This is a genomic window from Ruegeria sp. BC1 (genome assembly GCF_056539305.1).
Map to the genome: position 1 here is coordinate 419,822 of NZ_JBQFUT010000001.1, position 21,359 is coordinate 441,180.

Consider the following 21,359-nt stretch of genomic DNA (forward strand, 5'->3'; position numbering starts at 1 on the left):
TTTATTTCTTTTACCAGAGTTTCGCACGCTGGCTGATAGTCTCGCACCTCTGGGCGATAAGTTATCCGAGGCCCCCCTTGATCGTATCATTCACTTAGTTTTCCCCAAAAAAACCGACATAGCAAACGTAACCGCGGTCGTGGTCGTTTGTTTTTTGATCGCCAGCTAGAAGGTATTAAGCGGCGCGATCGGAACGTTTGATAGGCGTTATCCCGGTTTATCCGTAGCAGGGGAGGTTAAACCCGGAGACCTGCGTTTCAACAAGGGTTGTTCAATGCTTGCAAGCACGTTATCCCCCGCGCAACGGAACGGGCCGGACCGAGGCCCTCAGCTGGAGTTGCAGGAATGAAAGCACGGGTGCATGTGATGCTCAAGAATGGGGTCCTTGATCCGCAGGGTGAGGCAGTGCGTCACGCATTGGGCGCCATGGGTTTCGATCAGGTCGAAGGTGTGCGTCAGGGCAAGGTGATTGATCTTGAATTGGCCGAAGGTGCAACCGAGGCCGACATCACTGAGATGTGCGAAAAGCTTTTGGCCAACACGGTCATCGAACGTTACGAAATCGAACTGGTCTGAACCTAATATCCGGAGGCCCCGCCATGCGCGCAGCTGTTATCGTATTTCCCGGGTCGAACTGTGACCGGGACCTTGCCGTCGCTTTCGAGCAAGCCGGTTTTCAGGTCGACATGGTGTGGCACAAGGATGCCGCTTTGCCAGAGGGCATCGATATCGTTGGTGTGCCGGGCGGTTTCTCATACGGGGATTATCTACGTTGCGGGGCCATTGCCGCGCAGTCTCCGATCTGTAAGGCCGTGGTCGAGCATACCGACCGCGGCGGATATGCCGTTGGTATCTGCAATGGATTCCAGATTCTGACCGAAACCGGCATCCTGCCAGGCGCGCTGCTGCGAAATGCGGGATTGAAGTACATTTGCAAGACTGTCGGGCTTAAAGTGGAAACGAGCGACAGCGCTTTCACCGAAGGTTACAACGCAGGCGACGTGATCGGGATTCCGATTGCACATCACGACGGAAACTATTTCGCAGATGATGCCACATTGTCCGCATTGAAAGATCAGGACCGGATCGCGTTCACCTATACCGAGAATCCTAACGGATCGGTTGGCGATATTGCAGGTATCCTGTCCGAAAACCGCAGGGTTCTGGGCATGATGCCACACCCCGAGAGGGCAGCCGATGAAGGTCACGGCGGTACCGACGGAACGGCATTGTTCCGCGCATTGTCGGGTGTTCTCGCGCCCGCGTGACTTGAGGTTACACCAAAGCCCGCGTAATTTCCCGGAATGAGTTCCGATGAACGCTCTGTTTGGTCCAATCTGACAAAACCGTTGCGCGGCGCGCCCCTTGGGTGGCGCCTGCGCGTGGCTGTTTTGATACTGCTCGTGGCGACTGTCGCGACGGTCTGGATCACCAACCGTTTACTGACGGACCGGTTTACTGAATCCACGCGCAACCGGGCCGAGTTGCGTCTGGCCTTGTATTCCGGCAACCTGCTGAGTGAGTTGCGCAGAAATGCGATTGTGCCTCAGCTATTGGCGCGCGATCCAACTTTGATTTCAGCGCTTCAATCAAGTGACTATTCTTTGTCCACACAGCGCCTGATTTCTTTTGTCGAAGAGATTGGTGCTGCGTCATTGATGCTGCTGGATCGGGATGGGCGCTCAGTCGCGGCTACTGACCGGAACCGTCTGGGCGAAGCGCACCGTGGTTCCCCGTATTTTTTCGATGCAATACGGTCGAACGCTACTGTTTTTACGGTCATCCAAAAAGAAGCTGGGGGGTATAGCTTTGTCTATTCCCGCCGAATGGAGGCCAATTCCGATATTCTGGGCGTTATCGTTGTTGAGGTGGATCTTCAGAAGTTTGAACGCGCCTGGGCGGGGATTTCTGATGCGGTGATGGTTGCTGATAGCACCGGCACCATTATTCTATCGACCGAACCGCAATGGCGGGGTCTAGAGGAAAGTGGCGCCATGCTGCGCCAGCCGCCTGAAGGCGCCATCCAGCGGGCCATCCGGGCAACGACCGACTGGACGGCATTGCCACCAGACGCCTATTTTCAGGGCGAGGCGGTGATGCGGATGGAAACGCGCATTCCGTTCCGAGGTTGGCAGATGACGTCGTTCACCACATATGCCTCGATCCGTGAAAAAGTGAACAGCGTTCTCGCGCTTGAGATCATGGGGTTTGCGATTCTTCTTGCTCTGGCCTTCTACGCGCTCAGCCGCAGGGCCACGTTGCGGATGGCTTTGTTTCAGCGCGAGTCGGCAGAGCTTCGCGCATTGAACACACGTCTACAGCGGGAAATCGCTGAACGGGAACGGGTTGAAAAAACTCTGGAAGTTGCCGAGCAGACGCTGGCTCAGAGCTCGAAACTAGCGGCTCTGGGTGAGATGTCCGCAGCCGTGAGCCATGAATTGAATCAACCGTTGGCTGCAATGAAAACTTATCTGGCGGGCGCGCGTTTGTTGTTGCGTAGAAATCGCCCCGAAGAAGCACTGGCGAGCTTTGGTCGGATCGACGGCCTGATTGAACGAATGGGCGCAATTACCCGGCAGCTCAAATCATATGCGCGCAAGGGGGCAGACGCGTTTTCCCCTGTAAATCTTGGCGAAGCGCTGGCATCCAGCCTATCGATGATGGAGCCGCAGCTGCGGCAGCGGCACGTTAAGATAACTCAGATATTGCCTGAAGAACCTGTTATAGTGATGGGTGACCGGATGCGGATCGAACAGGTTATGGTGAACCTCTTGCGCAACGCCCTGGACGCCACCAAATCTGTATCAGAGCCGGATGTCGAAATCATCCTGGCGGCCGGGGATATGGCGGTCCTGACCGTGCGCGACAATGGCCATGGAATCGAAGACATCGAAAACCTGTTCGAACCCTTCTACACTACTAAACAGCCCGGTGATGGGGTTGGGTTGGGGCTTGCCATCTCTTCCGGTATCGTGAACGACCACGGGGGACGGCTGACCGCGCGCAACAGCCAGCACGGCGGCGCGGTGTTTGAGATGCAATTGCCCATATTGGGAAGCGACGGCCTAGAGGCCGCTGAATAACGAGGAATGACTATGGCACAGGCCATGAAAATAGCCATTGTGGATGACGAACAGGACATGCGCCAGTCGATCAGCCAGTGGCTGGCATTGTCGGGATACGACACCGAAACTTTCGCCAGCGCCGAGGACGCGTTGAAGGTGTTGGGACCGGAATATCCGGGGATCGTTATTTCAGACATCAAGATGCCTGGAATGGATGGCATTCAGCTTTTGAAAAAGCTGATGGGTGCGGACAGCACCCTTCCGGTCATCATGATCACCGGTCATGGTGATGTGCCGATGGCTGTTGAAGCGATGCGCGTCGGCGCATTTGATTTCCTTGAAAAGCCGTTCAACCCGGACCGCATGTCAGAATTGGCCAAACGGGCCAGCAACGCGCGACGGCTTACCTTGGACAATCGTGCGCTGCGGCGTGAGCTGTCCGGCGGAACGCAGATCATGAACAAGCTAATCGGCGCCAGCCCAGTCATGGAGCGGCTACGCGAAGATATTCTCGATCTGGGGCAAGCCGACGGTCATGTACTGATCGACGGTGAGACCGGTACGGGTAAGACTTTGGTCGCCCACGCCTTGCACGCCGTTGGCAGTCGCGCGGGTAAGAAATTCGTTCTGGTGTCCTGTGCGGCGCTGGAGGAGGAAGCGCTGTCCAAACGCCTGTTCGGTCCGATGATGCCCGAAGATGCGCAACTGCCGGCCATCGAAGAAGCACGGGGCGGCACACTGGTGTTAGAGGATGTCGAAGCATTGAGCGATACGCTTCAGGCGCGGCTGCTGAGTGTGATGAATGATCAGGGAACTCCGGCTGAAACACGGATCGTTGCTATTTCCAACCTGCAAGAGGCCGGAAAGACAAGCGAAGATGTTCTGCGCCCGGACCTGTTCTATCGTCTGGCTGCACTGCGTATTACCATGCCGCCTCTGCGTCAGCGCGGGGAGGATATTCTGACATTGTTCACCCGTCTTAGCGAGCAGTTTGCTGAGGAATATGGGTGTGAAGCGCCCAAGGTCAGTGCGCAGGAGGCCGCGCAGTTGCTACAGGCCCCATGGCCCGGAAATGTACGTCAGTTGATCAACATTGCCGAGCGCGCGGTGCTGCAATCACGCCGTGGATCAGGGACGATCGCGTCGCTTCTGATGTCCGATCACGAAGAAATGCAACCCGTGATGACCACAGAAGGCAAGCCTCTCAAAGAGTATGTTGAAGCGTTCGAGCGGATGCTAATCGACAATACGATGCGCCGTCATAAAGGCTCGATTGCTTCGGTGATGGAAGAATTGTGTCTGCCGCGCCGGACTTTGAATGAAAAGATGGCAAAATACGGCTTGCAGCGGTCGGACTATTTGTGAGGATCGGAGAGGGGGTCCGCCCCCTCTTGTGCCTTCGGCTCAATCCACTCCGGTGATATTTATGGTCAGATGAAGCGATCCTGCGGCGTAGACGTGGGGTATTTCAGTTTGCCCATTGTCTTTTCCACAGGACTGCTTTTATTGTGTCGGAACGGGCAGGGCCATTTTTGTACCTATAAGCCCCGAATCTTTGAGTTTCGCTGCGACGCCACAGGTGGAGAACCTTCCCACAGGGCGACGCAGACCGATTATGCCTCGAACGGGGCACTAGAACGCCTGAGCCCACCTGAGTGGGTGAAAGGAATAAATGGGCAGGTGACGGCACTCCGCGCCTGTCGGAGAAGAACCGCGATGATGCGCGCGCAACGATTGACTATACGGGCAGGGGGCCATAGCGCCAGACCCTGCCGCGCGCCGTCCGATATCGCCCTCACAAGACACCACCCCAAAAGCGCCTGTCCCCCCGGACGGGTAAGGACAACGCGTTTGGCGCGGTGCACCAAGGACACATGGCTAAGAAAATGCTTATCGATGCCACCCACGCGGAGGAAACCCGCGTCGTGGTGGTCGACGGAAACAAGGTTGAGGAATTTGACTTTGAATCCGAAAACAAACGCCAGCTTGCCGGCAACATCTATCTTGCAAAAGTAACACGGGTTGAGCCGTCCCTTCAGGCGGCCTTTGTCGATTACGGCGGCAACCGCCACGGGTTTCTGGCGTTTTCGGAGATTCACCCCGATTATTACCAGATCCCGGTCGCTGATCGCGAAGCGCTGATGGAAGAAGAGCGCGCTTATGCTGAGGCGATGAAGGCGCGGGATGAGGCTGAGGAATCAAAGCCCAAAAAGCGCCGGTCTCGGTCGCGTACCAAGGCTGCTGATGTGAAATCCGACGACGTTGTGGAATCCATCGAGGTGTCATCTGAACCCACCGGAATGGAGACGATCGACCTGGATGAAGGCGAAGAGGGGGCCGATCTGTCTGTGCCTGAAGGCACTTCCCCAATGGATCACGTTGCTGAAACTCCGGTAGAAGAGCCCGCCGACGAGGCGGAAGAGGCTGAAGGCTCTGATGCGCTTGATCAGCAAGCCGAGAGTGCCACAGCGGATGAAGATGTTGCCGAAGACAAAGGCGAACCTGCTTCGGAAGCGGCTGAGGATTTGAAAGCGGAAGCGGACGAGGCTGAGCCCGAAGCGACTGAAACGCAGGATGCGCCAGCCGAAGGCGGTTCTGACACTCCGGCGGAAGAAGAAGGCTCTGCCGAAGAGACCCCGGAAGAGGGTTCCGTTGCGGAGGACGAAAGAAAGGGCGATTCCGACAACGTGGCGGAAGAATCCCGCTCGGATGCGTCCGCAAAGGACGAGAGCATTGAATCAGTTGCTGACGAAGATGACAGCGACGACATTCGTCCACCGCGCAAGCCACGCCCGCGCCGGTACAAAATTCAGGAAGTCATCAAAGTTCGCCAAGTTCTGCTTGTGCAGGTGGTAAAAGAAGAACGCGGCAACAAGGGTGCAGCTCTGACCACATATCTGTCTCTGGCAGGTCGTTATTGCGTTCTGATGCCCAACACGGCGCGTGGCGGCGGGATCAGCCGTAAGATCACCAACGCGCCTGACCGTAAGAAACTCAAGGAAATCGCTGCTGAAATCGATGTGCCGACGGGCGCGGGTTTGATCATTCGGACCGCAGGCGCCAAGCGTACGAAATCTGAGATAAAGCGTGACTATGAATACCTTCAGCGCATGTGGGAACAGATCAGGGCACTGACTCTGCAATCCATTGCGCCAGCGAAAATCTATGAAGAAGGCGACCTGATCAAACGCTCGATCCGCGACCTATATAATCGCGACATCGACGAAGTACTGGTCGAGGGCGAGGGCGGGTATCGCATCGCCAAAGACTTTATGAAGATGATCATGCCGTCTCATGCCAAAAACGTGAAACGGTATGAGGACGCACTGCCGCTTTTCGCGCGCTATCAGGTAGAAAGCTACCTGACTGGGATGTTCAACCCGACGGTGCAGCTGAAATCCGGTGGATACATCGTGATCGGTGTGACCGAAGCGCTCGTGGCCATCGACGTAAACTCGGGCCGGGCGACTAAGGAAGGCTCGATTGAGGAAACCGCACTCAAGACCAACCTTGAAGCAGCCGAGGAAGTGGCGCGCCAGCTACGTCTGCGCGACTTGGCGGGGCTGATCGTCATCGACTTTATCGATATGGACGAGCGCAAGAACAACTCGGCCGTTGAGAAGCGCCTGAAGGAACGGTTGAAAACAGATCGCGCGCGAATTCAAGTGGGTCGGATTTCCGGCTTTGGTCTGATGGAGATGAGCCGCCAGCGTTTGCGCCCTGGTATGCTTGAGGCGACGACGCAACCGTGCCCGTCCTGTCATGGTACTGGTCTGATCCGGTCGGATGATAACATGGCGCTGACTATCCTGCGTCAGATCGAAGAGGAAGGTACCCGTCGCCGCTCGCGCGAGGTTTTGGTGCGCTGTCCGGTCAGCATTGCCAACTTCCTGATGAACCAGAAACGCGAGCATATTGCCCAGATCGAAGCGCGCTATGGATTGTCGGTTCGCGTTGAGGGTGACGTGCATCTGGTCAGCCCTGATTTCTCGATGGAGAAGTTCAAAACCGCAAGTCGCAATGTGCCCGAGGCAAGCGCCCCCGTCGTTTCAGTGGACGCGACGCTGATGGATCTTGTCGACGCGGGTGAGGAAGAGACGGATTCTGACGACGCTGTACAGGCGGACGAGGAAACTAAACCCAAGCGCAAGCGCCGTCGTCGTCGTCGGAAAAAATCGGGTAACTCGGGCGAAGCGCCTGAAACCCAGGCAGAGGATAATGATGATTCCCCTGAAGCAAGCGAGGAATCAGCGCCTGAGCCTGAAGCGGAAGACACCATTAAGGAAAAGAAAACCGCGAAGCCAAAGCGCACCCGAGCCCCACGATCCAAAAAGAAGGATGCGGAAGAGGTTGTTAAGGCTGAGGAAACGGCTCAATCAGAGCCTGTTGAGCAAGCCGAGATTGCCCCTGTAGAAGCGGCAACTGAACCGACCCCCGTAGAGGCCTCAGAAAACACGGCTTCCGTAGAAACGGCTTCGGAACAGTCTGCAGATGATGCCAGCCTGTCTGAAACAGATGAGACTGCTGAGCCAGCGGTTGAGGACGTCGCTGAGACAGTGGAACCGACAGAGGTTGAGTTGGCACCAGCAGAATCCGTTGAGGAAACGCCGGAGCCGGTTCTGGAGGCTGTGGCCGAAGAACCCGAACAGCCCAACAAGCCGAAACGGCGCGGTTGGTGGTCCTTAGGTCAGTAATCAAAAATGGCGGGCTTAGGCCCGCCTTTTTTTCTAATGGGTAAGAAACGGCCTCATCCCGTTTTTTGAATCAGATAGACTTGGTGCCCATCCACATCGTCTTGGGACAACAGATTGTGTCCGCTTTCGGCGCAGAAATGTGGAACATCAATAACAGCTGCGGGATCGTCCGCCAAAACGCGAAGTACCGCCCCTTCGGGCATGGACTTAAGGCGTTTTCTGGCTTTTAGAACTGGCAAGGGGCACAAAAGTCCCAGTGCGTCCAGGGTTTCGGTAGGGTGTGACATGGTGTTCAGATATTTCCACTTTATCGGGCTGTCCAGCGTCCAAGCACGAGGATGTGACCGAATGGCCCGGTGACGCGGCTGATTTGATACCATATGTGCTGAATTATGTTCGGAATTGACATCATAGACGCGGGCCTGCTTCCCGCCATGTTCATCGCGATGCTAGGCGGGTTGATCAGTTTTCTTTCTCCCTGCGTTTTGCCCATCGTTCCACCATATCTCGCTTATATGAGCGGTGTGACGATCAACGAAATGAAGGACGAGGCACAGGCCCGGCGCAAAGCAACGCTGGCCGCGCTGTTCTTTGTTTTGGGCCTATCGACGGTGTTCTTGTTGTTGGGGTTCACCGCTTCGGCCTTTGGGGCGTTTGTACTGCAAAACCAGGTGCTGTTTGCCAAACTATCCGGCGCGGTGGTCATCGTCTTTGGCCTGCATTTTCTGAATGTCTTCCGCATTCCCTTTCTGGACCGCGAGGCGCGTATCGAAACCGGAGATTCGGGCGGGTCTGTCTTCGGGGCATATATACTAGGCCTCGCCTTTGCCTTTGGATGGACGCCTTGCATTGGACCCCAGCTAGGGGCGATCCTGTCCTTGGCGGCATCCGAAGCTTCGGTGGCGCGTGGTACGCTGTTGCTGGGGGTCTATGCAGCAGGGCTTGGGATACCGTTCTTACTGGCAGCCATGTTCTTGAACCGGTCGATGTCCGTGATGAACCGGCTCAAACCCCATATGGCAACGATCGAGAAAGTGATGGGCGGTCTGCTGCTGTTCGTTGGTATCATGCTGATCACTGGCCTGTTCACCGAATTCAGCTGGTGGTTGCTGGAGACCTTCCCGTCGCTGGCTAATTTCGGATAACGTGCCGATCCGGCTTACCTTGACGGTAAGGCTGCGCTAACCTGCGTGGTAGAAGGTAAGGCCATGAGCAGTCACACTAATCAGCCTCAGGTGCGCAGGCGCCGGGTGTTCTACATACCCGGCTACGATCCGATTCATCCGCGCCGATATCGTGAGCTGTACCGCAAGGAAAGCCAGGCACAGGCTGCGATTTCCGGGTACGATATCGAAATCTCTCCGAAATCGGGTAAAGGGCTGTATGGCTGGAAGGTTCAGTCCCGACAGGATGGGGTTGAGGCTGAGGCCGACATCGATGTCCTTGTCTGGTCGGAAATCGTGCGGGACAGCATGTCGAATTCGATCCCGGCGACTTATCTGCAGCTTTTGCAAACAGCGTGGACCTATATTGGTTCCGGGGTTCTTTGGCGTTTGATGCGTCTGCGTAAGGGGCCGGTGATCGCAGCGCTTTATCCTGTTGGAATGTTGGTCGTCCAGTTGGGCGTGGCCTTGATCGTGGCGTGGATGATGGTTGCGTTGCTATGGCCGTTGGCGGGCTGGGCGTCTCTGGTACCGGCTGTTGCTGCCGCTTATGCCTTGCTGCATTGGTTCCGCAAAATAGACAACCGCCTGTTTGCCTACTACCTGATGCACGACTACGCTTATTCCGCGGCGCTGAACGGCGCGATACCACCCGCGCTAAGGAACCGTCTGGCAGAGTTTACGGCACATATTCGGGGTGCTCTTAAGATGGACGTTGATGAGGTTCTGGTCGTCGGACATTCCTCGGGCGCGCATCTGGGGGTTACGGTGTTGGCGGATTTGATCCGCGAGGGAGGGCTGACCGAACCACACCCGACGCTGTCTTTTTTAACATTGGGCCAAGTAGTCCCCATGGTTTCGTTTTTGCCCGAGGCGCAATCGCTGCGCGCCGATCTGCAATTTTTGTCATCTCAGGAGGAATTAACCTGGGTTGATATATCCGCTCCGGGGGACGGGTGTGCATTTGCCCTTTGCGATCCGGTCGGTGTCAGCGGAGTAGCGACGGAACAGACACGCTGGCCATTGGTTCTGTCAGCTGCCTTTACGCAAACCCTGTCGCCCGAGCGTTGGCAAGAACTTCGCTGGCGGTTTTTTCGTTTACACTTCCAATATCTGTGCGCCTTTGATCGGCCGGGGTTCTACGATTATTTTCGAATTACGGCAGGCCCCCAGACACTACGCCAGAGGTTCGAGGGACGTGCACCATCAAAATCGCGTATCGACAGTCCGGTCTCAAAATACAGGTCAGTCCTGACATGATGCCGCCAAAGCCATCGCCACGCCCCGACAAGGTTTCGCTGTGGCGATATCTTAAACTGTTCCGCAAAGATCTTTTGTCGGCACAACCGCAACGGCTCTATCGCGCTTGGATGGCCGAGTTTCGCACGCCATTCTTCAGGTCCTACATGATCAACCAGCCCGAGCTTGTCGATACCGTCCTCAAGCAGCGCCCGGATGACTTTCCTAAGTCGGGCCGCATCAGTGAAGGGTTGCGGCCATTGCTGGGCAACTCGGTCTTTTTGACCAACGGGGAAACATGGAAGCGACAGCGCCGCATTATCGACCCGGCTTTTGAAGGCGGGAGGTTGAAAGACACATTCCCGGCGATGCTTACGGCAGCTGAGGCCTGTGTTGAACGTCTTCGGCAGCAGTCTGGCACAGTGATCGAGTGTGAAGAGGTCACCAGCCACGCCGCGGCAGATGTGATTTTCCGAACCCTGTTCTCGGTTCCAATCGAAAATGAGGTTGCCGCGCAGGTGTTTGACAAGTTTCGCGCTTACCAGCGACAGCAGCCTTTGTTGAATTTGGCGGCGTTTGTTCCGATTCCCAATTGGATACCGCGCCTGCACGCGCGGAACACACGCAGGAACGCACGTGAGATTCGGTCTTTGATTTCTCATCTGACGTCTGAGCGGGCTAGACTGATCGACCAGGGGCAGGCGCCCGATGATCTGGCCACAAAGATCATGACCACGCCGGATCCGGAAACCGGACAGTGTTTCGATGCGCAGGAAATGGTAGATCAGGTGGCTATTTTCTTTCTGGCGGGTCACGAAACCAGCGCGTCGGCGCTGGCGTGGACGCTGTACCTGATGGCCTTGTACCCCGACTGGCAGGAAACGCTAAGCGCGGAAGCTCAGGCGCTGGACGAGCCGGCATTCGGTGTGATGTCCAAATTGAAACTCAGCCGGGATGTGTTTCGCGAAGCACTGCGTCTGTACCCTCCGGTGCCAATGATGGTACGCGAGGCGACTTGTTCAGAAACCTTTCGGGACAGGGATGTTTCGCAAGGATCTCAGATTGTTATCAGCCCCTGGCATCTGCATCGCCAAGAACGGCTTTGGGATCGCCCGGATGAGTTTGATCCGACGCGCTGGCACACCGAAAACGGCAAAACCTGTCAGCGACAGGCGTATATTCCGTTTTCCGTAGGTCCGCGTGTGTGTACCGGTGCCGGGTTCGCCATGGTCGAGGGGCCATTGCTGTTGTCCTCACTTTTGCGACACTTTCGGTTTGAGCTTGTGAAAGACCGCGCGCCGGTTCCGATCGCGCATCTTACGGTTCGATCCAAAGACGGAATTTGGTTGCGCGTGGTTGAGCGCTAACAAACTACCATCACCCCGCACCTTGCTGTATGCGAGTGCAAAATGCGGAATCATTGTTGAATGGGAAAGTCTTATGTCCAAAGCAGAACAGCGCGAACAGATGTCCAACGGCGCGGGCTTTATTGCAGCCCTGGATCAAAGCGGCGGCTCGACGCCCAAGGCGCTGGCTCTTTATGGGGTTGAAGCCTCGGACTACAACTCGGACGAGGAAATGTTCGGCGAGATCCAGAAGATGCGCGCCCGTATCATTCTGGCCGACGGTTTCACCAAGGACAAAGTGATCGGCGCGATCCTGTTCGAACGCACCTTGGGCGAAGAGATCGACGGTCGCAAAGTTGCTGATTATCTGTGGTCGGTCAAAGGCATTGTGCCATTTCTTAAGATCGACAAAGGTTTGGAAGATCAGGCAAACGGCGTTCAGATGATGAAACCCATCCCCGGGCTACCCGAGACGCTGGCCAAAGCGGATGGCGTATTCGGAACGAAAGAACGGTCTGTGATCCATGAGGCCAACGCCGAAGGAATTGCTGCTGTGGTCGCGCAACAGTTCGATGTAGCGCGCGAAGTTGTTGCTGCGGGCATGGTTCCGATTGTCGAGCCCGAGGTAAATATCAACTCTGCGACCAAGGCTGAAGCCGAGGATATTCTGAAGGACGAAATCCTGAAGAACCTCGACCAACTGGACGAGGGGCAGAATGTGATGTTGAAACTCACCATCCCCAGCAAGGCGAACCTGTTTGACGCACTGGCAGATCACCCGCGCGTTCTGCGCGTTGTGGCGCTGTCGGGTGGGTACTCAACTGCACAGGCCTGTGATCTGCTGAACCAGAACGGCAAAATGATCGCGTCCTTTTCGCGTGCGCTGACTGAAGGGCTGTCCAAGCAGCAATCTGACGCTGAGTTCAATGCGGCTCTGGGTGGCAACATCGACAAGATTTACAGCGCCTCGGTCTGATCGACGCTATTCAGGTTTGGTGAAATCGCGGCGCAACAGCGCCGCTTTTTCACGCATGGTACAACCATGGGCGTGATCGTTCACCAAACCCATTGCCTGCATGAAGGCAAACACAGTCGTTGGCCCCACAAATTTCCAACCCCGCTTTTTAAGATCTTTCGACATCGTGACGGATTCCGGCGAAGTTGACGCGGTTTGTGGCACGGGAGGGCTTTCGGCCTCGAACCGCCATACATACGCTGCTAGTGACCCTTCGGCAGCCACAAGTTCTTGTACCCGACGGGCATTGTTAATGACCGCTTCGATCTTGCCACGATGACGGATGATACCTTCGTCCTGTAACAGTCGCTCAACATCTGTTTCATTAAACGCGGCTACTGCATTGAAATCAAATTGGTTAAACGCTTTTCGAAAGTTCTCGCGCTTGGCTAAAATCGTGCGCCAACTGAGGCCGGACTGAAAGCTCTCTAGACATAACTTCTCGAATAGGCGCTGATCATCGCCCACCGGGTAACCCCATTCACTGTCATGGTAGTCAAAAAATTCAGGCGCTGATTGGCACCATGCACAACGTGGACGGCCATCGGGGCCTGGAACAGTCTGGTTCATAAATGTACCCTTTTTGTTCCCTTTAGCATAGGCGCATTGTGATGACCGCTGCAAGGGGCGAGCGTCAGGAGCGATACCAGTTCAGAATGAAAACACGAATAGCAGATGCAAGCCCAATTTCCGGATCACGCTGAACATCAATTTCAGCGGCTAAGGCATTAATTGCTTGATTCTTTTCTTTCGCAATATCGCGGAATGCCTGCCAGAATTCATCCTCAAGGGATACCGAGGTGCGGTGCCCCTTTAGGGTCAACGAACGTTTGACCGGGCGACCGCTCATTCATCCAGCTCGTGATTGTCCACGTCGCGACGCAACTTTTCTTGCTCGAATTTGGTCTCGATCTTTTCGACCTTACTGCGCCCGAATTTCACAGCGTTCTGATCAGCGCGGGCCTTCTTCTCGGCCCGCGCTTTTTGCTTTCTATACCGGTTCAGGTTAACCGGTTTACCCATCAGCTTTTGGGGCCAATCATGTGTTCGGGGCGAACGACTGCGTCAAAGGTCTCTTCGTCCACGAAGCCCAGCGCGATGGCCTCTTCCTTCAGGGTCGTGCCATTCTTGTGCGCCGTCTTTGCGACGGTAGTAGCATTGTCATACCCGATAGTTGGCGCCAGCGCTGTTACCAGCATCAGTGATTCCTTCATCAGTTTGTCGATGCGCGGTTCATTGGCCTGAATTCCCAGCAACATCCTCTCGGTAAAGCTGTCGGTTGCATCGCCAAGCAGCTGAATTGATTGCAGTAGATTGTAGGACATCATCGGGTTGTAGACGTTCAACTGGAAATGACCTTGCGACCCGGCGAACTTGATGGCGGCGTCGTTGCCCATCACATGCGCCGCTACCTGTGTCAGGGCTTCCGCCTGCGTCGGGTTAACTTTTCCGGGCATGATCGAGGAACCGGGCTCGTTTTCCGGCAGGATCAACTCGCCCAGACCGGATCGCGGGCCTGAGCCCAACAAGCGGATATCGTTGGCGATCTTGTAGCAAGAGCCCGCAATCGTCGCCAACGCACCCGAGAGGAAGACCATGGCGTCATGCGCGGCCAGTGCCTCGAACTTGTTCGGCGCTGTGACGAAGGGCAGGTCGGTGATTTCAGCCATATTTTTCGCAACGGCTTCGTCCCAGCCATCGTGAGTATTTAGACCGGTGCCGACAGCGGTGCCGCCCTGAGCAAGTTCATAGATGCCAGGCATCGATGCTTCGACCCGGGCAATCCCCTGACGGATTTGATGCGCATAGCCGCCGAATTCCTGTTCCAACGTCAGCGGTGTCGCGTCTTGCGTATGAGTTCGACCGATCTTGATGATGCCTGAGAACTCTTTTGCTTTTTTCTCAAGCGCTGCGGCGAATTTTTCCAGACCGGGCAGCAGAACATCTCGCACGCTCATTGCGGTGGCAATATGCATGGCGGTTGGGAACGTATCGTTCGAAGACTGACCCATGTTGCAATGGTCGTTCGGGTGGACAGGGTCCTTTGACCCAATCACGCCGCCCAGAATTTCGATGGCGCGGTTCGCGATGACCTCGTTCGAGTTCATGTTGGACTGCGTGCCAGAACCGGTTTGCCAGACGACCAGCGGGAAGTTGTCGTCAAACTTGCCGTCGATCACTTCACTAGCGGCTTGAATGATGGCATCCGCAATGGTGGCATCCAACTTGCCGATCGCCTTGTTTTCCATTGCACAGGCCTTTTTGATTACGCCCAGTGCACGCACGATGGCGACGGGTTGTTTTTCCCAGCCAATTGGAAAGTTCATGATCGAACGCTGGGTTTGGGCACCCCAATACTTGTCAGCAGGAACCTCCAACGGGCCAAAGCTGTCGGATTCGGTGCGGGTCTGAGACATCGGTCACTCCGTTTTGTATACTGTCGCATGCCGTTTACGCGTAACTATGCCGTCACGCAATCGGCCAGTTGCGCGCACCTTAAACTTAAGGACGCCAGAGGTATAGGCGGAAGGAGTGTTGAATTAACTCGGGAAACACGTTGTACGTGCGGGCGGCTGAGCTACAATAAGAAGATCACCATGTTGGAGGTTAAAGTGGGCAAACTGAATCGCGTACGTCCTCTGAAATTTATCGCTTTTTCATTAAGTGTTCTGTTTTGGGCCGTGTTCTCCAGCCATTCGGCCCAAGCTGCGGATATTGCCCCATTCGTCGGCAATTACGTCGGCTCTGCCAACATGGTGGATGATGACGGAATCGAAATTCCGCGCGACATGAGCGTTTCTATCAAAGAGTTGAGGGACGGGTTTAACGTTAGCTGGACCACCACGACCTATAAGCTGGATGGTCGGGTCAAGGATCAGAAATTTTCAATTGATTTCAAACAGTCCGACCGATCCGATGTCTATTCGGCTGCGATGAAGCGCAACGTATTCGGGCACGAGGTTCCCTTGGACCCTATGCGAGGGGAACCCTTTGTCTGGGGGCGGATTGAGGGGGATACTCTGACCGTGTTTTCACTGTTTATCGGTGAAACCGGCGACTACGAATTGCAGCAATTTGACCGAACTCTGGCCGAGGGCGGTCTGGATCTGTCATTTTCACGCTTTAGCAACGGTGTGAAATCACGCTCAGTCGAGACGTTTCTGAAAAAACAGTAAGGTTCGGTGGGCCGTTACTTTCGGAAACTGTCCAGCGAGACGACTTCGGCGTCTTGGTGGTCGGTTTCCTCTTCTACCTCAATGGATTCTTCGGTGATGGTGTCCGTCTCGTCCTCGTCTTCCGGGCTTTCAAAGCGCAGTCCGAATTCGACCGAAGGGTCCACGAAGGTCTTGATCGCCCCATAGGGGATATACAGCGGTTCTGGCGCGTCACCAAAGTTCAACGTGATTGCGAATCCGTCGTCTCCGACTTCGAGATTCTCGAACCAATGTTGCATGACAATGGTCATTTCCTCGGGATACCGCTCGCGCAGCCAATCGGCTAGCTCAACGCCATCTTGACGAGTGTCGAAGGTAATAAAAAAGTGGTGCGTTCCTGGCAGGCCGTTATCGGCAACGCTGGTCAGAACAGCCTTGATGAGCCCGCGCATGGCGGTGTGCATCAGGTTCCCATAATCGATGTCTTGCGACATGTGTCATCCTCAAAAGTGGTTACCCTCAGCATAGGGGTTTTCAACGGAAACGAAAGACCGGGTATGAGCCGATTGTTTAAGTGAAGTGCAATCCCATTCCGATTGCAGCCATGATTACCAAAGACGTGGCCATTCCGATTTTCAGCTTAAAAATCAACACGCCAGCCAAAACAGTAAGGATCAATGCTATCGGATTCAAGCTGGATAGCTCCGACCACGGAATGGTCACGGGGCCCCACGTTTTTTGGGGGATATTTTGAAAAAGTACATTCAAACTGAACCATACAGAGAGGTTGAGAATCACACCCACAACTGCGGCGGTGATTCCATGCAGGGCGGCGGACAATCTGGGCCGGGCGGACAGTTGGTCCAGATAAGGAGCCGAAAGGAAAATCCACAGAAAACACGGAACAAAAGTCGCCCACAGCGCGACTGCGCCCGCAGCAATGGCAAGAGGGGCGCCACCGCTAATCTGACCGGTCAGCATGGCAACGAACTGCGTCACCAAAATCAACGGCCCCGGAGTCGTTTCGGCCAGCCCCAAAGCATCGATCATCTGATCCGTACTGACCCATTGGTATTTTTCTACGACAGTTTGCGTCATATAAGCCAGAACCGCATAGGCTCCGCCGAATGTGACAATTGCAAGACGGGCAAAAAACCACCCCAGATCACTCAGCAGCTTTTGCCCAGACAGGCTGAGCATTAATAGGGGGCCCAGCCATAATCCCAGCCAGAGAACGGCTGTGCGGACCATTCCGGTGGTTTTGGGTGCGGGGGGTATATCTGACACTTTTGCCTGACCATCATAGGTCACATAGCCCCAAAGTGCCGCAGCTAGAATAATCAAAGGAAAGGGCAGGTTCAGCGCAAAGATGGCAAGAAAACCTAAGACGGCAATAGCGCGGTGGTGCGTATCCGTAAGTGCCTTGCGAGACAGATTCCTGAGCGCCTGCAACACGATTACGATAACCGTTGCTTTAACGCCAAGAAAGCCTGCCTGAACCATAGGCAGGTTGCCAAAAGCCGCATACAATCCAACCAGAATGGCGATGATCAACGCCCCGGGCAGCACGAACATCGCGCCTGCGATCAGCCCTCCGGTTACTCCACGCAGGCGCCATCCGGCATAGGTGGCCAACTGCATTGCCTCAGGGCCGGGTAAGAGCATGCACAGCGACAGTGCCCTCAGATATGTTTGTTCGTCCAACCAAGGGCGATTTTCGACCAGCTCCTGATGCATCAGTGAAATTTGTGCAGCCGGCCCACCAAACGAAAGCACTCCGATACGACCAAACACCTGGAAGAGTTCTTTGATTGAGGGTGTCATGACCTGCGATCCGTCGGCCAGTCGTGCCGCTCATCGAAACCGTCCCGCGCCCAGCGATAAAGTGCATCATAAAGGTGAAGGCCGGCCTGCAGGTTCTGGTGATCGTCCCGATACTGTCGGGACAAACCAACGGATACCGCCAGCAACCCGGCGGCCTCGGGTGCCAGATCATGACGATTTGTGTCTGCGGCCCGAATGACTGTTGCAAGGCGGTCCAAAGCAGGCAATTGCAGCTGAAATTCGTCCAGCATGGTGTCAAAGGTACAGCGGTCCTGCCGATGAGACCAAAACGTGTTCTCGACATCGAACGGTGTCGCACCAAAGATTTCTGCCACGGCTTCAACTTCTGATGGCGCAACGAACAGGAACTGCGCGCCCGGATCTACGAAGCGACGGATCAGCCAGGGGCAGGCGATGCGGTCTATCTTGGGACGGTGACGTGTGACCCAAAGCGTCTGACCATCAATACGCTTTGGCATGGCCGAAGCTGGGATACGCGGCGCGTCGGGCAGATCACGCCAAGTATACATTCCACCTTCCAGATACTCGGCCTTACAGCCCTTGCTACAAAGCCATGAGACTATGCCCTGACTGAGTTTTTTACCCTTTTGGCAAATGACGACCGCTGCCTGATCACCAATCGTTTCGATGATCCCATCCATGTCTTTAGCGGAGCGGCGCACAGAGCCAGGTATAAGGTAAGGATCGGCCTCAAAGTCAGCATCAACGCAAATGTCGATCAAAACCGGTGCCTGAGGCGTTCCGATCAGTCGCAGTAGCTGTTTCGGGGTGATAGAGTTGGGCGCGGGCACGGCATGTCTCCTGTTTCAAGCGGATACATGCGAAACTTGGGCTGGCGCCTCACGGGGCGTTCGCAATCTTACCCCATGGCCACTGATTACGTGTTGGCGCTGAAGGGGTCAAGATTGCGCTTCTGGATTCAGGCCCAGTCCAACCGCTGGCCGGTCATGCAAACGGGTAGGGTGTCTTGTGGAAACTGGCCCAACTGTTCGAACAGTGAGATAAAGTCGAACTGGTTATAAACCTCAACCACGCGATTATCCTTTATCCTACCGATCACGCTGCCCGACGCTTGCAACGGCGCACCATTGTCGGCTCGGGTTGTACTGACATGCAGGATCGCGGAAACCCAGTCGCCGTCCTCGATAACCTTTGGAATATCAACCTTTATTTCCCCAAGAAGGTGCCGGAAGGCCATCACCAGATCGCGGAAGTCTTCCACCCCGACCTGCATTTCAGGGATCAATCCCTCAGCCGTGGTTTCGGGCGCAAAATACTGATCTATGGCGTCGGTGTTACCCTTCTCCCATACCTCAGAATACCATTCTCTGAGTATATCTGCGTGTGACATCCCCGAACTCCTTTTCCTTTCAGACGGAGCTTGGCGAAAAGGAGTGAACAAACTCTGAACACGATCAGAGTTTATCCTGGAGTATTTTAGGGAAAATGCAGGTTTCTGTTGCCAGGTACCTGCGAACCCCGCCTTACGCGGCTAGGCGTAAGGACTTAAGTTTCGGTCTTGTTACTGCTTACGCAGCAACTGCAACCGGAGCACGATTGTCGTTTGCAATTGTACTAGTTTCGCCGGTAACGGTGGCAGACAACCGAGACAAAGCTAACCCCTTTAGACGTTCGTCGATCCTATTTCGGCCCCCCGATTCTGAAAGAGTTCCCCAAACGAAGGATACCTCCAGAAGGTATATGGTGGAGCCGCCGGGTACCGCCCCCGGGTCCGATCCGCTTATTACGAGCGCGTTTATGTCCATAGTCCCGAAGGACATTACTTATATAGGTGAGCAACCGACGGGATGCAAACCGGGAATTTTCCCGGTCAGGCACAATAATTACAGCACCTTAGGTGGCCCTGTTAAAGTTTGCCAAAATGAGCCACAACGCCAGAACCAACTCGATTCCGCCAAATGTCACCGCTTTGACCAAGGGTGGATTATCCAGAATGACCGAGACAAACCGGCCAAGCGCCGCTCCTGCGTAAACGACGCCAAGCATTGCGTAAGCCATTGGGTTGTTAAGAAAAATAACTGCCAACCCTGTCACAACGAATAATCCACCAACGGACGCTCGCATCTCGCTCAGCCCCATATTGCTGCTTGTCGGTGCGAGGTCCAACGAGGCGGCGGTCCAGGCAGGTGCCAGAAATCCGAACAGTCCGAAGCCGATGGTCAGGACTGCGGCAATTACGTTCAGTGCTGTTGTCATCTTGCCCTCGTTACGCGGGTTTGCGGTGTTGCCGGGCCACGTCCTGCGCCAGCCGCCGCGTATAGTATTCAAGCGCGGCCAAGGTGGCATCGACTTTTGTCTCGTCCCGCACTTCTAATGCATCCGCGATTTGGTTGTGCAGAGCAATAATTTCTTCACGAGACCGGGCTGTAAATGTGATCATGTTCATCAACGGCTGCATCGCCTCGACGGCACCGGCGAGTTGATATGACAGAACCGGATTGCCAGCCCCGTCTACCAACGCCCGATGAAATGTGACATCCGACGCACAAAACGCCTCGTCCGTTAGGCCGGGTTGAGATTGGCGAAATATCTCGGCCCGCATCGTGGCCAGCTGATCCGGGGTGCGGCGTTGAGCGGATAGTGGCGCGCAAGCGCGTTCCAACGCAAAACGGGCCTCGCACGCGGTGTCGAAACTGACGGCGTTCATTGATAGCAGCAACGTCGAGGTGGTTACCTGCTGAGAATAGGCGTCCTGAAAGCTGATCCTGTTCACAAAAGCACCACCGCTTGCACCGCGCTGTGTACGGATAAGTGATTGTGCTGCAAGGCGTTTCAGGGCTTCTCGTACCGTCGGGCGTGACACCTGAAACTGATCTGACAACTCGGTTTCAGACGGCAGTCGCTCATCCACAATCAACTCGCCGGAAATTATGGCGTCACGAATGGCTTGTGCGATCTGAGCGGACAAATCCGCGGGTTTCCTTGGGTCGATTTTCATTTTCTAGGGCCGTTCGTCAGATTTTATTTGTCTGACATTTAAAAGTCTGACATTTCAATTGCAAGGACTGAGTCGGGAGGAAGACGTGAGTCGTGCAGTTCTACGCAGCGGATTTTGGCTGGGTTTTTATACGCTGATCCTGTGGGCATGGTGGATGATGTTCACCATGAGCCGCGATATGGATCTGGACTGGATTGGTCGCCCCGGACCGATGGGCCAGTCGATGGCTGCCATGGACCCACGAATGGACATGTATATGCCGATGGCCGAATTTGGCCCGCTATTCTGGATGTGGGCAATCATGATGGCCGCGATGATGTTGCCGACGCTGGTGCCAACTCTGCGCAGCTATGACGATCTGATCCACAGCGCAAACGGCACGCGTGCGGGCTGGTTAGGGGTTCTGGTAGGATATTTCCTTGTCTGGGTAGGCTTTGCCGCGCTGATCACCGGAGTTCAGTTGGTTCTGCTTTTCGGTGGCGTCGTCGACATGCTGGGCATCGCGAAATCCGGCTTCGTTGCAGGCGGGTTGTTGATTGCAGTTGGCGCGTTCCAGTTCACCCGCGCGAAAGAAGTCTGCCATGGTGTGTGCCACGCGCCGATGACCTATTTCCTCGGCCATTGGAAAACAGGGTTTGCTGGCGGTGTTCGAATGGGGCTTGGGCTGGGCGCGTTTTGCGTTGGGTGCTGCTGGGGCTTTATGGCGCTTGGCTTTGTTGGCGGTGTTATGAGCTTGTTGTGGATGGGGTTGGCAACGCTGTTCATGGTTTTGGAGAAACTCCCCCAAATCGGTCACGCGATAACGCGACCTTTGGGGATCGGATTAATAGCAGGAGGACTATTCCTGCTTATTTATCCCTTTGCTTACGGAGGATAAG

The 21,359-nt window shown here is 55.2% G+C and carries 22 protein-coding genes and 1 other RNA gene; 11 read left to right on the plus strand and 12 right to left on the minus strand.

Features of this window, described 5'->3' with window-relative positions; translation table 11 throughout:
* The first annotated feature begins 345 nt into the window (after positions 1-345).
* From purS to ACR0IY_RS02060, 5 genes are all read left to right on the plus strand, one after another.
* The gene (gene purS, locus ACR0IY_RS02040; RefSeq protein WP_109311572.1) at positions 346-576 is read left to right on the plus strand and encodes a phosphoribosylformylglycinamidine synthase subunit PurS; all 231 of its coding nucleotides are present in this window, start codon (positions 346-348) and stop codon (positions 574-576) included.
* A gap of 23 nt (positions 577-599) precedes the next feature.
* Positions 600-1,268, plus strand: a complete 669-nt coding sequence (gene purQ, locus ACR0IY_RS02045; protein ID WP_480670189.1) for a phosphoribosylformylglycinamidine synthase subunit PurQ — start codon at positions 600-602, stop codon at positions 1,266-1,268.
* Between the two features lie 36 nt (positions 1,269-1,304).
* On the plus strand, positions 1,305-3,083 hold the full coding sequence (locus ACR0IY_RS02050) for a sensor histidine kinase (RefSeq protein ID WP_480670190.1): 1,779 nt from the start codon (positions 1,305-1,307) through the stop codon (positions 3,081-3,083).
* A gap of 12 nt (positions 3,084-3,095) precedes the next feature.
* A complete protein-coding gene (locus ACR0IY_RS02055; RefSeq protein WP_480670191.1) occupies positions 3,096-4,430 on the plus strand; it encodes a sigma-54-dependent transcriptional regulator in 1,335 nt (444 codons plus the stop codon).
* Between the two features lie 509 nt (positions 4,431-4,939).
* A complete protein-coding gene (locus ACR0IY_RS02060) occupies positions 4,940-7,759 on the plus strand; it encodes an Rne/Rng family ribonuclease (protein ID WP_480670192.1) in 2,820 nt (939 codons plus the stop codon).
* 53 nt (positions 7,760-7,812) lie between these two features.
* Here ACR0IY_RS02060 and ACR0IY_RS02065 read toward each other — a convergent pair whose 3' ends face one another.
* Positions 7,813-8,046, minus strand: coding sequence for a sulfurtransferase TusA family protein (locus ACR0IY_RS02065; protein ID WP_480670193.1), 234 nt, complete (start codon positions 8,044-8,046; stop codon positions 7,813-7,815).
* Between the two features lie 105 nt (positions 8,047-8,151).
* On the opposite strand from ACR0IY_RS02065, the gene ACR0IY_RS02070 reads away from it, so the two are divergent.
* From ACR0IY_RS02070 to ACR0IY_RS02085, 4 genes are all read left to right on the plus strand, one after another.
* Positions 8,152-8,904: a cytochrome c biogenesis CcdA family protein gene (locus ACR0IY_RS02070; protein WP_480670194.1), complete on the plus strand. Its 753-nt coding sequence runs from the start codon at positions 8,152-8,154 to the stop codon at positions 8,902-8,904.
* A gap of 63 nt (positions 8,905-8,967) precedes the next feature.
* Positions 8,968-10,182: a hypothetical protein gene (locus tag ACR0IY_RS02075; RefSeq protein ID WP_480670195.1), complete on the plus strand. Its 1,215-nt coding sequence runs from the start codon at positions 8,968-8,970 to the stop codon at positions 10,180-10,182.
* Positions 10,179-11,528, plus strand: a complete 1,350-nt coding sequence (locus ACR0IY_RS02080) for a cytochrome P450 (RefSeq protein ID WP_480670196.1) — start codon at positions 10,179-10,181, stop codon at positions 11,526-11,528. Before ACR0IY_RS02075 ends, ACR0IY_RS02080 begins: the two co-directional genes overlap by 4 nt.
* Positions 11,529-11,601: 73 nt before the next feature.
* Complete coding sequence (locus ACR0IY_RS02085; protein WP_480670197.1) at positions 11,602-12,483, plus strand: fructose bisphosphate aldolase; 882 nt, start codon at positions 11,602-11,604, stop codon at positions 12,481-12,483.
* Between the two features lie 6 nt (positions 12,484-12,489).
* Here ACR0IY_RS02085 and ACR0IY_RS02090 read toward each other — a convergent pair whose 3' ends face one another.
* From ACR0IY_RS02090 to fumC, 4 genes are all read right to left on the minus strand, one after another.
* The gene (locus ACR0IY_RS02090) at positions 12,490-13,092 is read right to left on the minus strand and encodes a DNA-3-methyladenine glycosylase I (RefSeq protein ID WP_480670198.1); all 603 of its coding nucleotides are present in this window, start codon (positions 13,090-13,092) and stop codon (positions 12,490-12,492) included.
* Positions 13,093-13,156: 64 nt separating this feature from the next.
* Positions 13,157-13,372: a ribbon-helix-helix domain-containing protein gene (locus ACR0IY_RS02095; RefSeq protein WP_480670199.1), complete on the minus strand. Its 216-nt coding sequence runs from the start codon at positions 13,370-13,372 to the stop codon at positions 13,157-13,159.
* Positions 13,369-13,545: a DUF4169 family protein gene (locus ACR0IY_RS02100; RefSeq protein WP_480670200.1), complete on the minus strand. Its 177-nt coding sequence runs from the start codon at positions 13,543-13,545 to the stop codon at positions 13,369-13,371. The genes ACR0IY_RS02095 and ACR0IY_RS02100 overlap by 4 nt, the downstream gene beginning before the upstream one ends.
* Positions 13,545-14,939: a class II fumarate hydratase gene (fumC, locus tag ACR0IY_RS02105; RefSeq protein WP_480670201.1), complete on the minus strand. Its 1,395-nt coding sequence runs from the start codon at positions 14,937-14,939 to the stop codon at positions 13,545-13,547. The genes ACR0IY_RS02100 and fumC overlap by 1 nt, the downstream gene beginning before the upstream one ends.
* 180 nt (positions 14,940-15,119) lie before the next feature.
* On the opposite strand from fumC, the gene ACR0IY_RS02110 reads away from it, so the two are divergent.
* On the plus strand, positions 15,120-15,698 hold the full coding sequence (locus tag ACR0IY_RS02110; RefSeq protein WP_480670202.1) for a hypothetical protein: 579 nt from the start codon (positions 15,120-15,122) through the stop codon (positions 15,696-15,698).
* A gap of 14 nt (positions 15,699-15,712) precedes the next feature.
* Here ACR0IY_RS02110 and ACR0IY_RS02115 read toward each other — a convergent pair whose 3' ends face one another.
* The 7 genes from ACR0IY_RS02115 to ACR0IY_RS02145 form a co-directional block, all read right to left on the minus strand.
* Positions 15,713-16,171: an SspB family protein gene (locus ACR0IY_RS02115; RefSeq protein ID WP_480670203.1), complete on the minus strand. Its 459-nt coding sequence runs from the start codon at positions 16,169-16,171 to the stop codon at positions 15,713-15,715.
* A gap of 76 nt (positions 16,172-16,247) precedes the next feature.
* Positions 16,248-17,501, minus strand: a complete 1,254-nt coding sequence (gene chrA / locus ACR0IY_RS02120; RefSeq protein WP_480670204.1) for a chromate efflux transporter — start codon at positions 17,499-17,501, stop codon at positions 16,248-16,250.
* The gene (locus tag ACR0IY_RS02125) at positions 17,498-18,313 is read right to left on the minus strand and encodes a chromate resistance protein ChrB domain-containing protein (RefSeq protein WP_480670205.1); all 816 of its coding nucleotides are present in this window, start codon (positions 18,311-18,313) and stop codon (positions 17,498-17,500) included. The genes chrA and ACR0IY_RS02125 overlap by 4 nt, the downstream gene beginning before the upstream one ends.
* 128 nt (positions 18,314-18,441) lie before the next feature.
* Entirely contained in the window at positions 18,442-18,873 is a 432-nt protein-coding gene (locus ACR0IY_RS02130; RefSeq protein ID WP_480670206.1) for an ester cyclase, read from the minus strand.
* 94 nt (positions 18,874-18,967) lie between these two features.
* Positions 18,968-19,340, minus strand: a transfer-messenger RNA (tmRNA) gene (gene ssrA / locus ACR0IY_RS02135).
* 36 nt (positions 19,341-19,376) lie between these two features.
* Entirely contained in the window at positions 19,377-19,739 is a 363-nt protein-coding gene (locus tag ACR0IY_RS02140) for a DUF4345 family protein (protein WP_480670207.1), read from the minus strand.
* Positions 19,740-19,749: 10 nt separating this feature from the next.
* The gene (locus ACR0IY_RS02145) at positions 19,750-20,481 is read right to left on the minus strand and encodes a FadR/GntR family transcriptional regulator (protein ID WP_480670208.1); all 732 of its coding nucleotides are present in this window, start codon (positions 20,479-20,481) and stop codon (positions 19,750-19,752) included.
* Positions 20,482-20,566: 85 nt separating this feature from the next.
* Between ACR0IY_RS02145 and ACR0IY_RS02150 the strand changes: the two genes are divergently transcribed.
* Positions 20,567-21,358, plus strand: a complete 792-nt coding sequence (locus tag ACR0IY_RS02150) for a DUF2182 domain-containing protein (RefSeq protein ID WP_480670209.1) — start codon at positions 20,567-20,569, stop codon at positions 21,356-21,358.
* The last annotated feature ends 1 nt before the right edge of the window (position 21,359 follow it).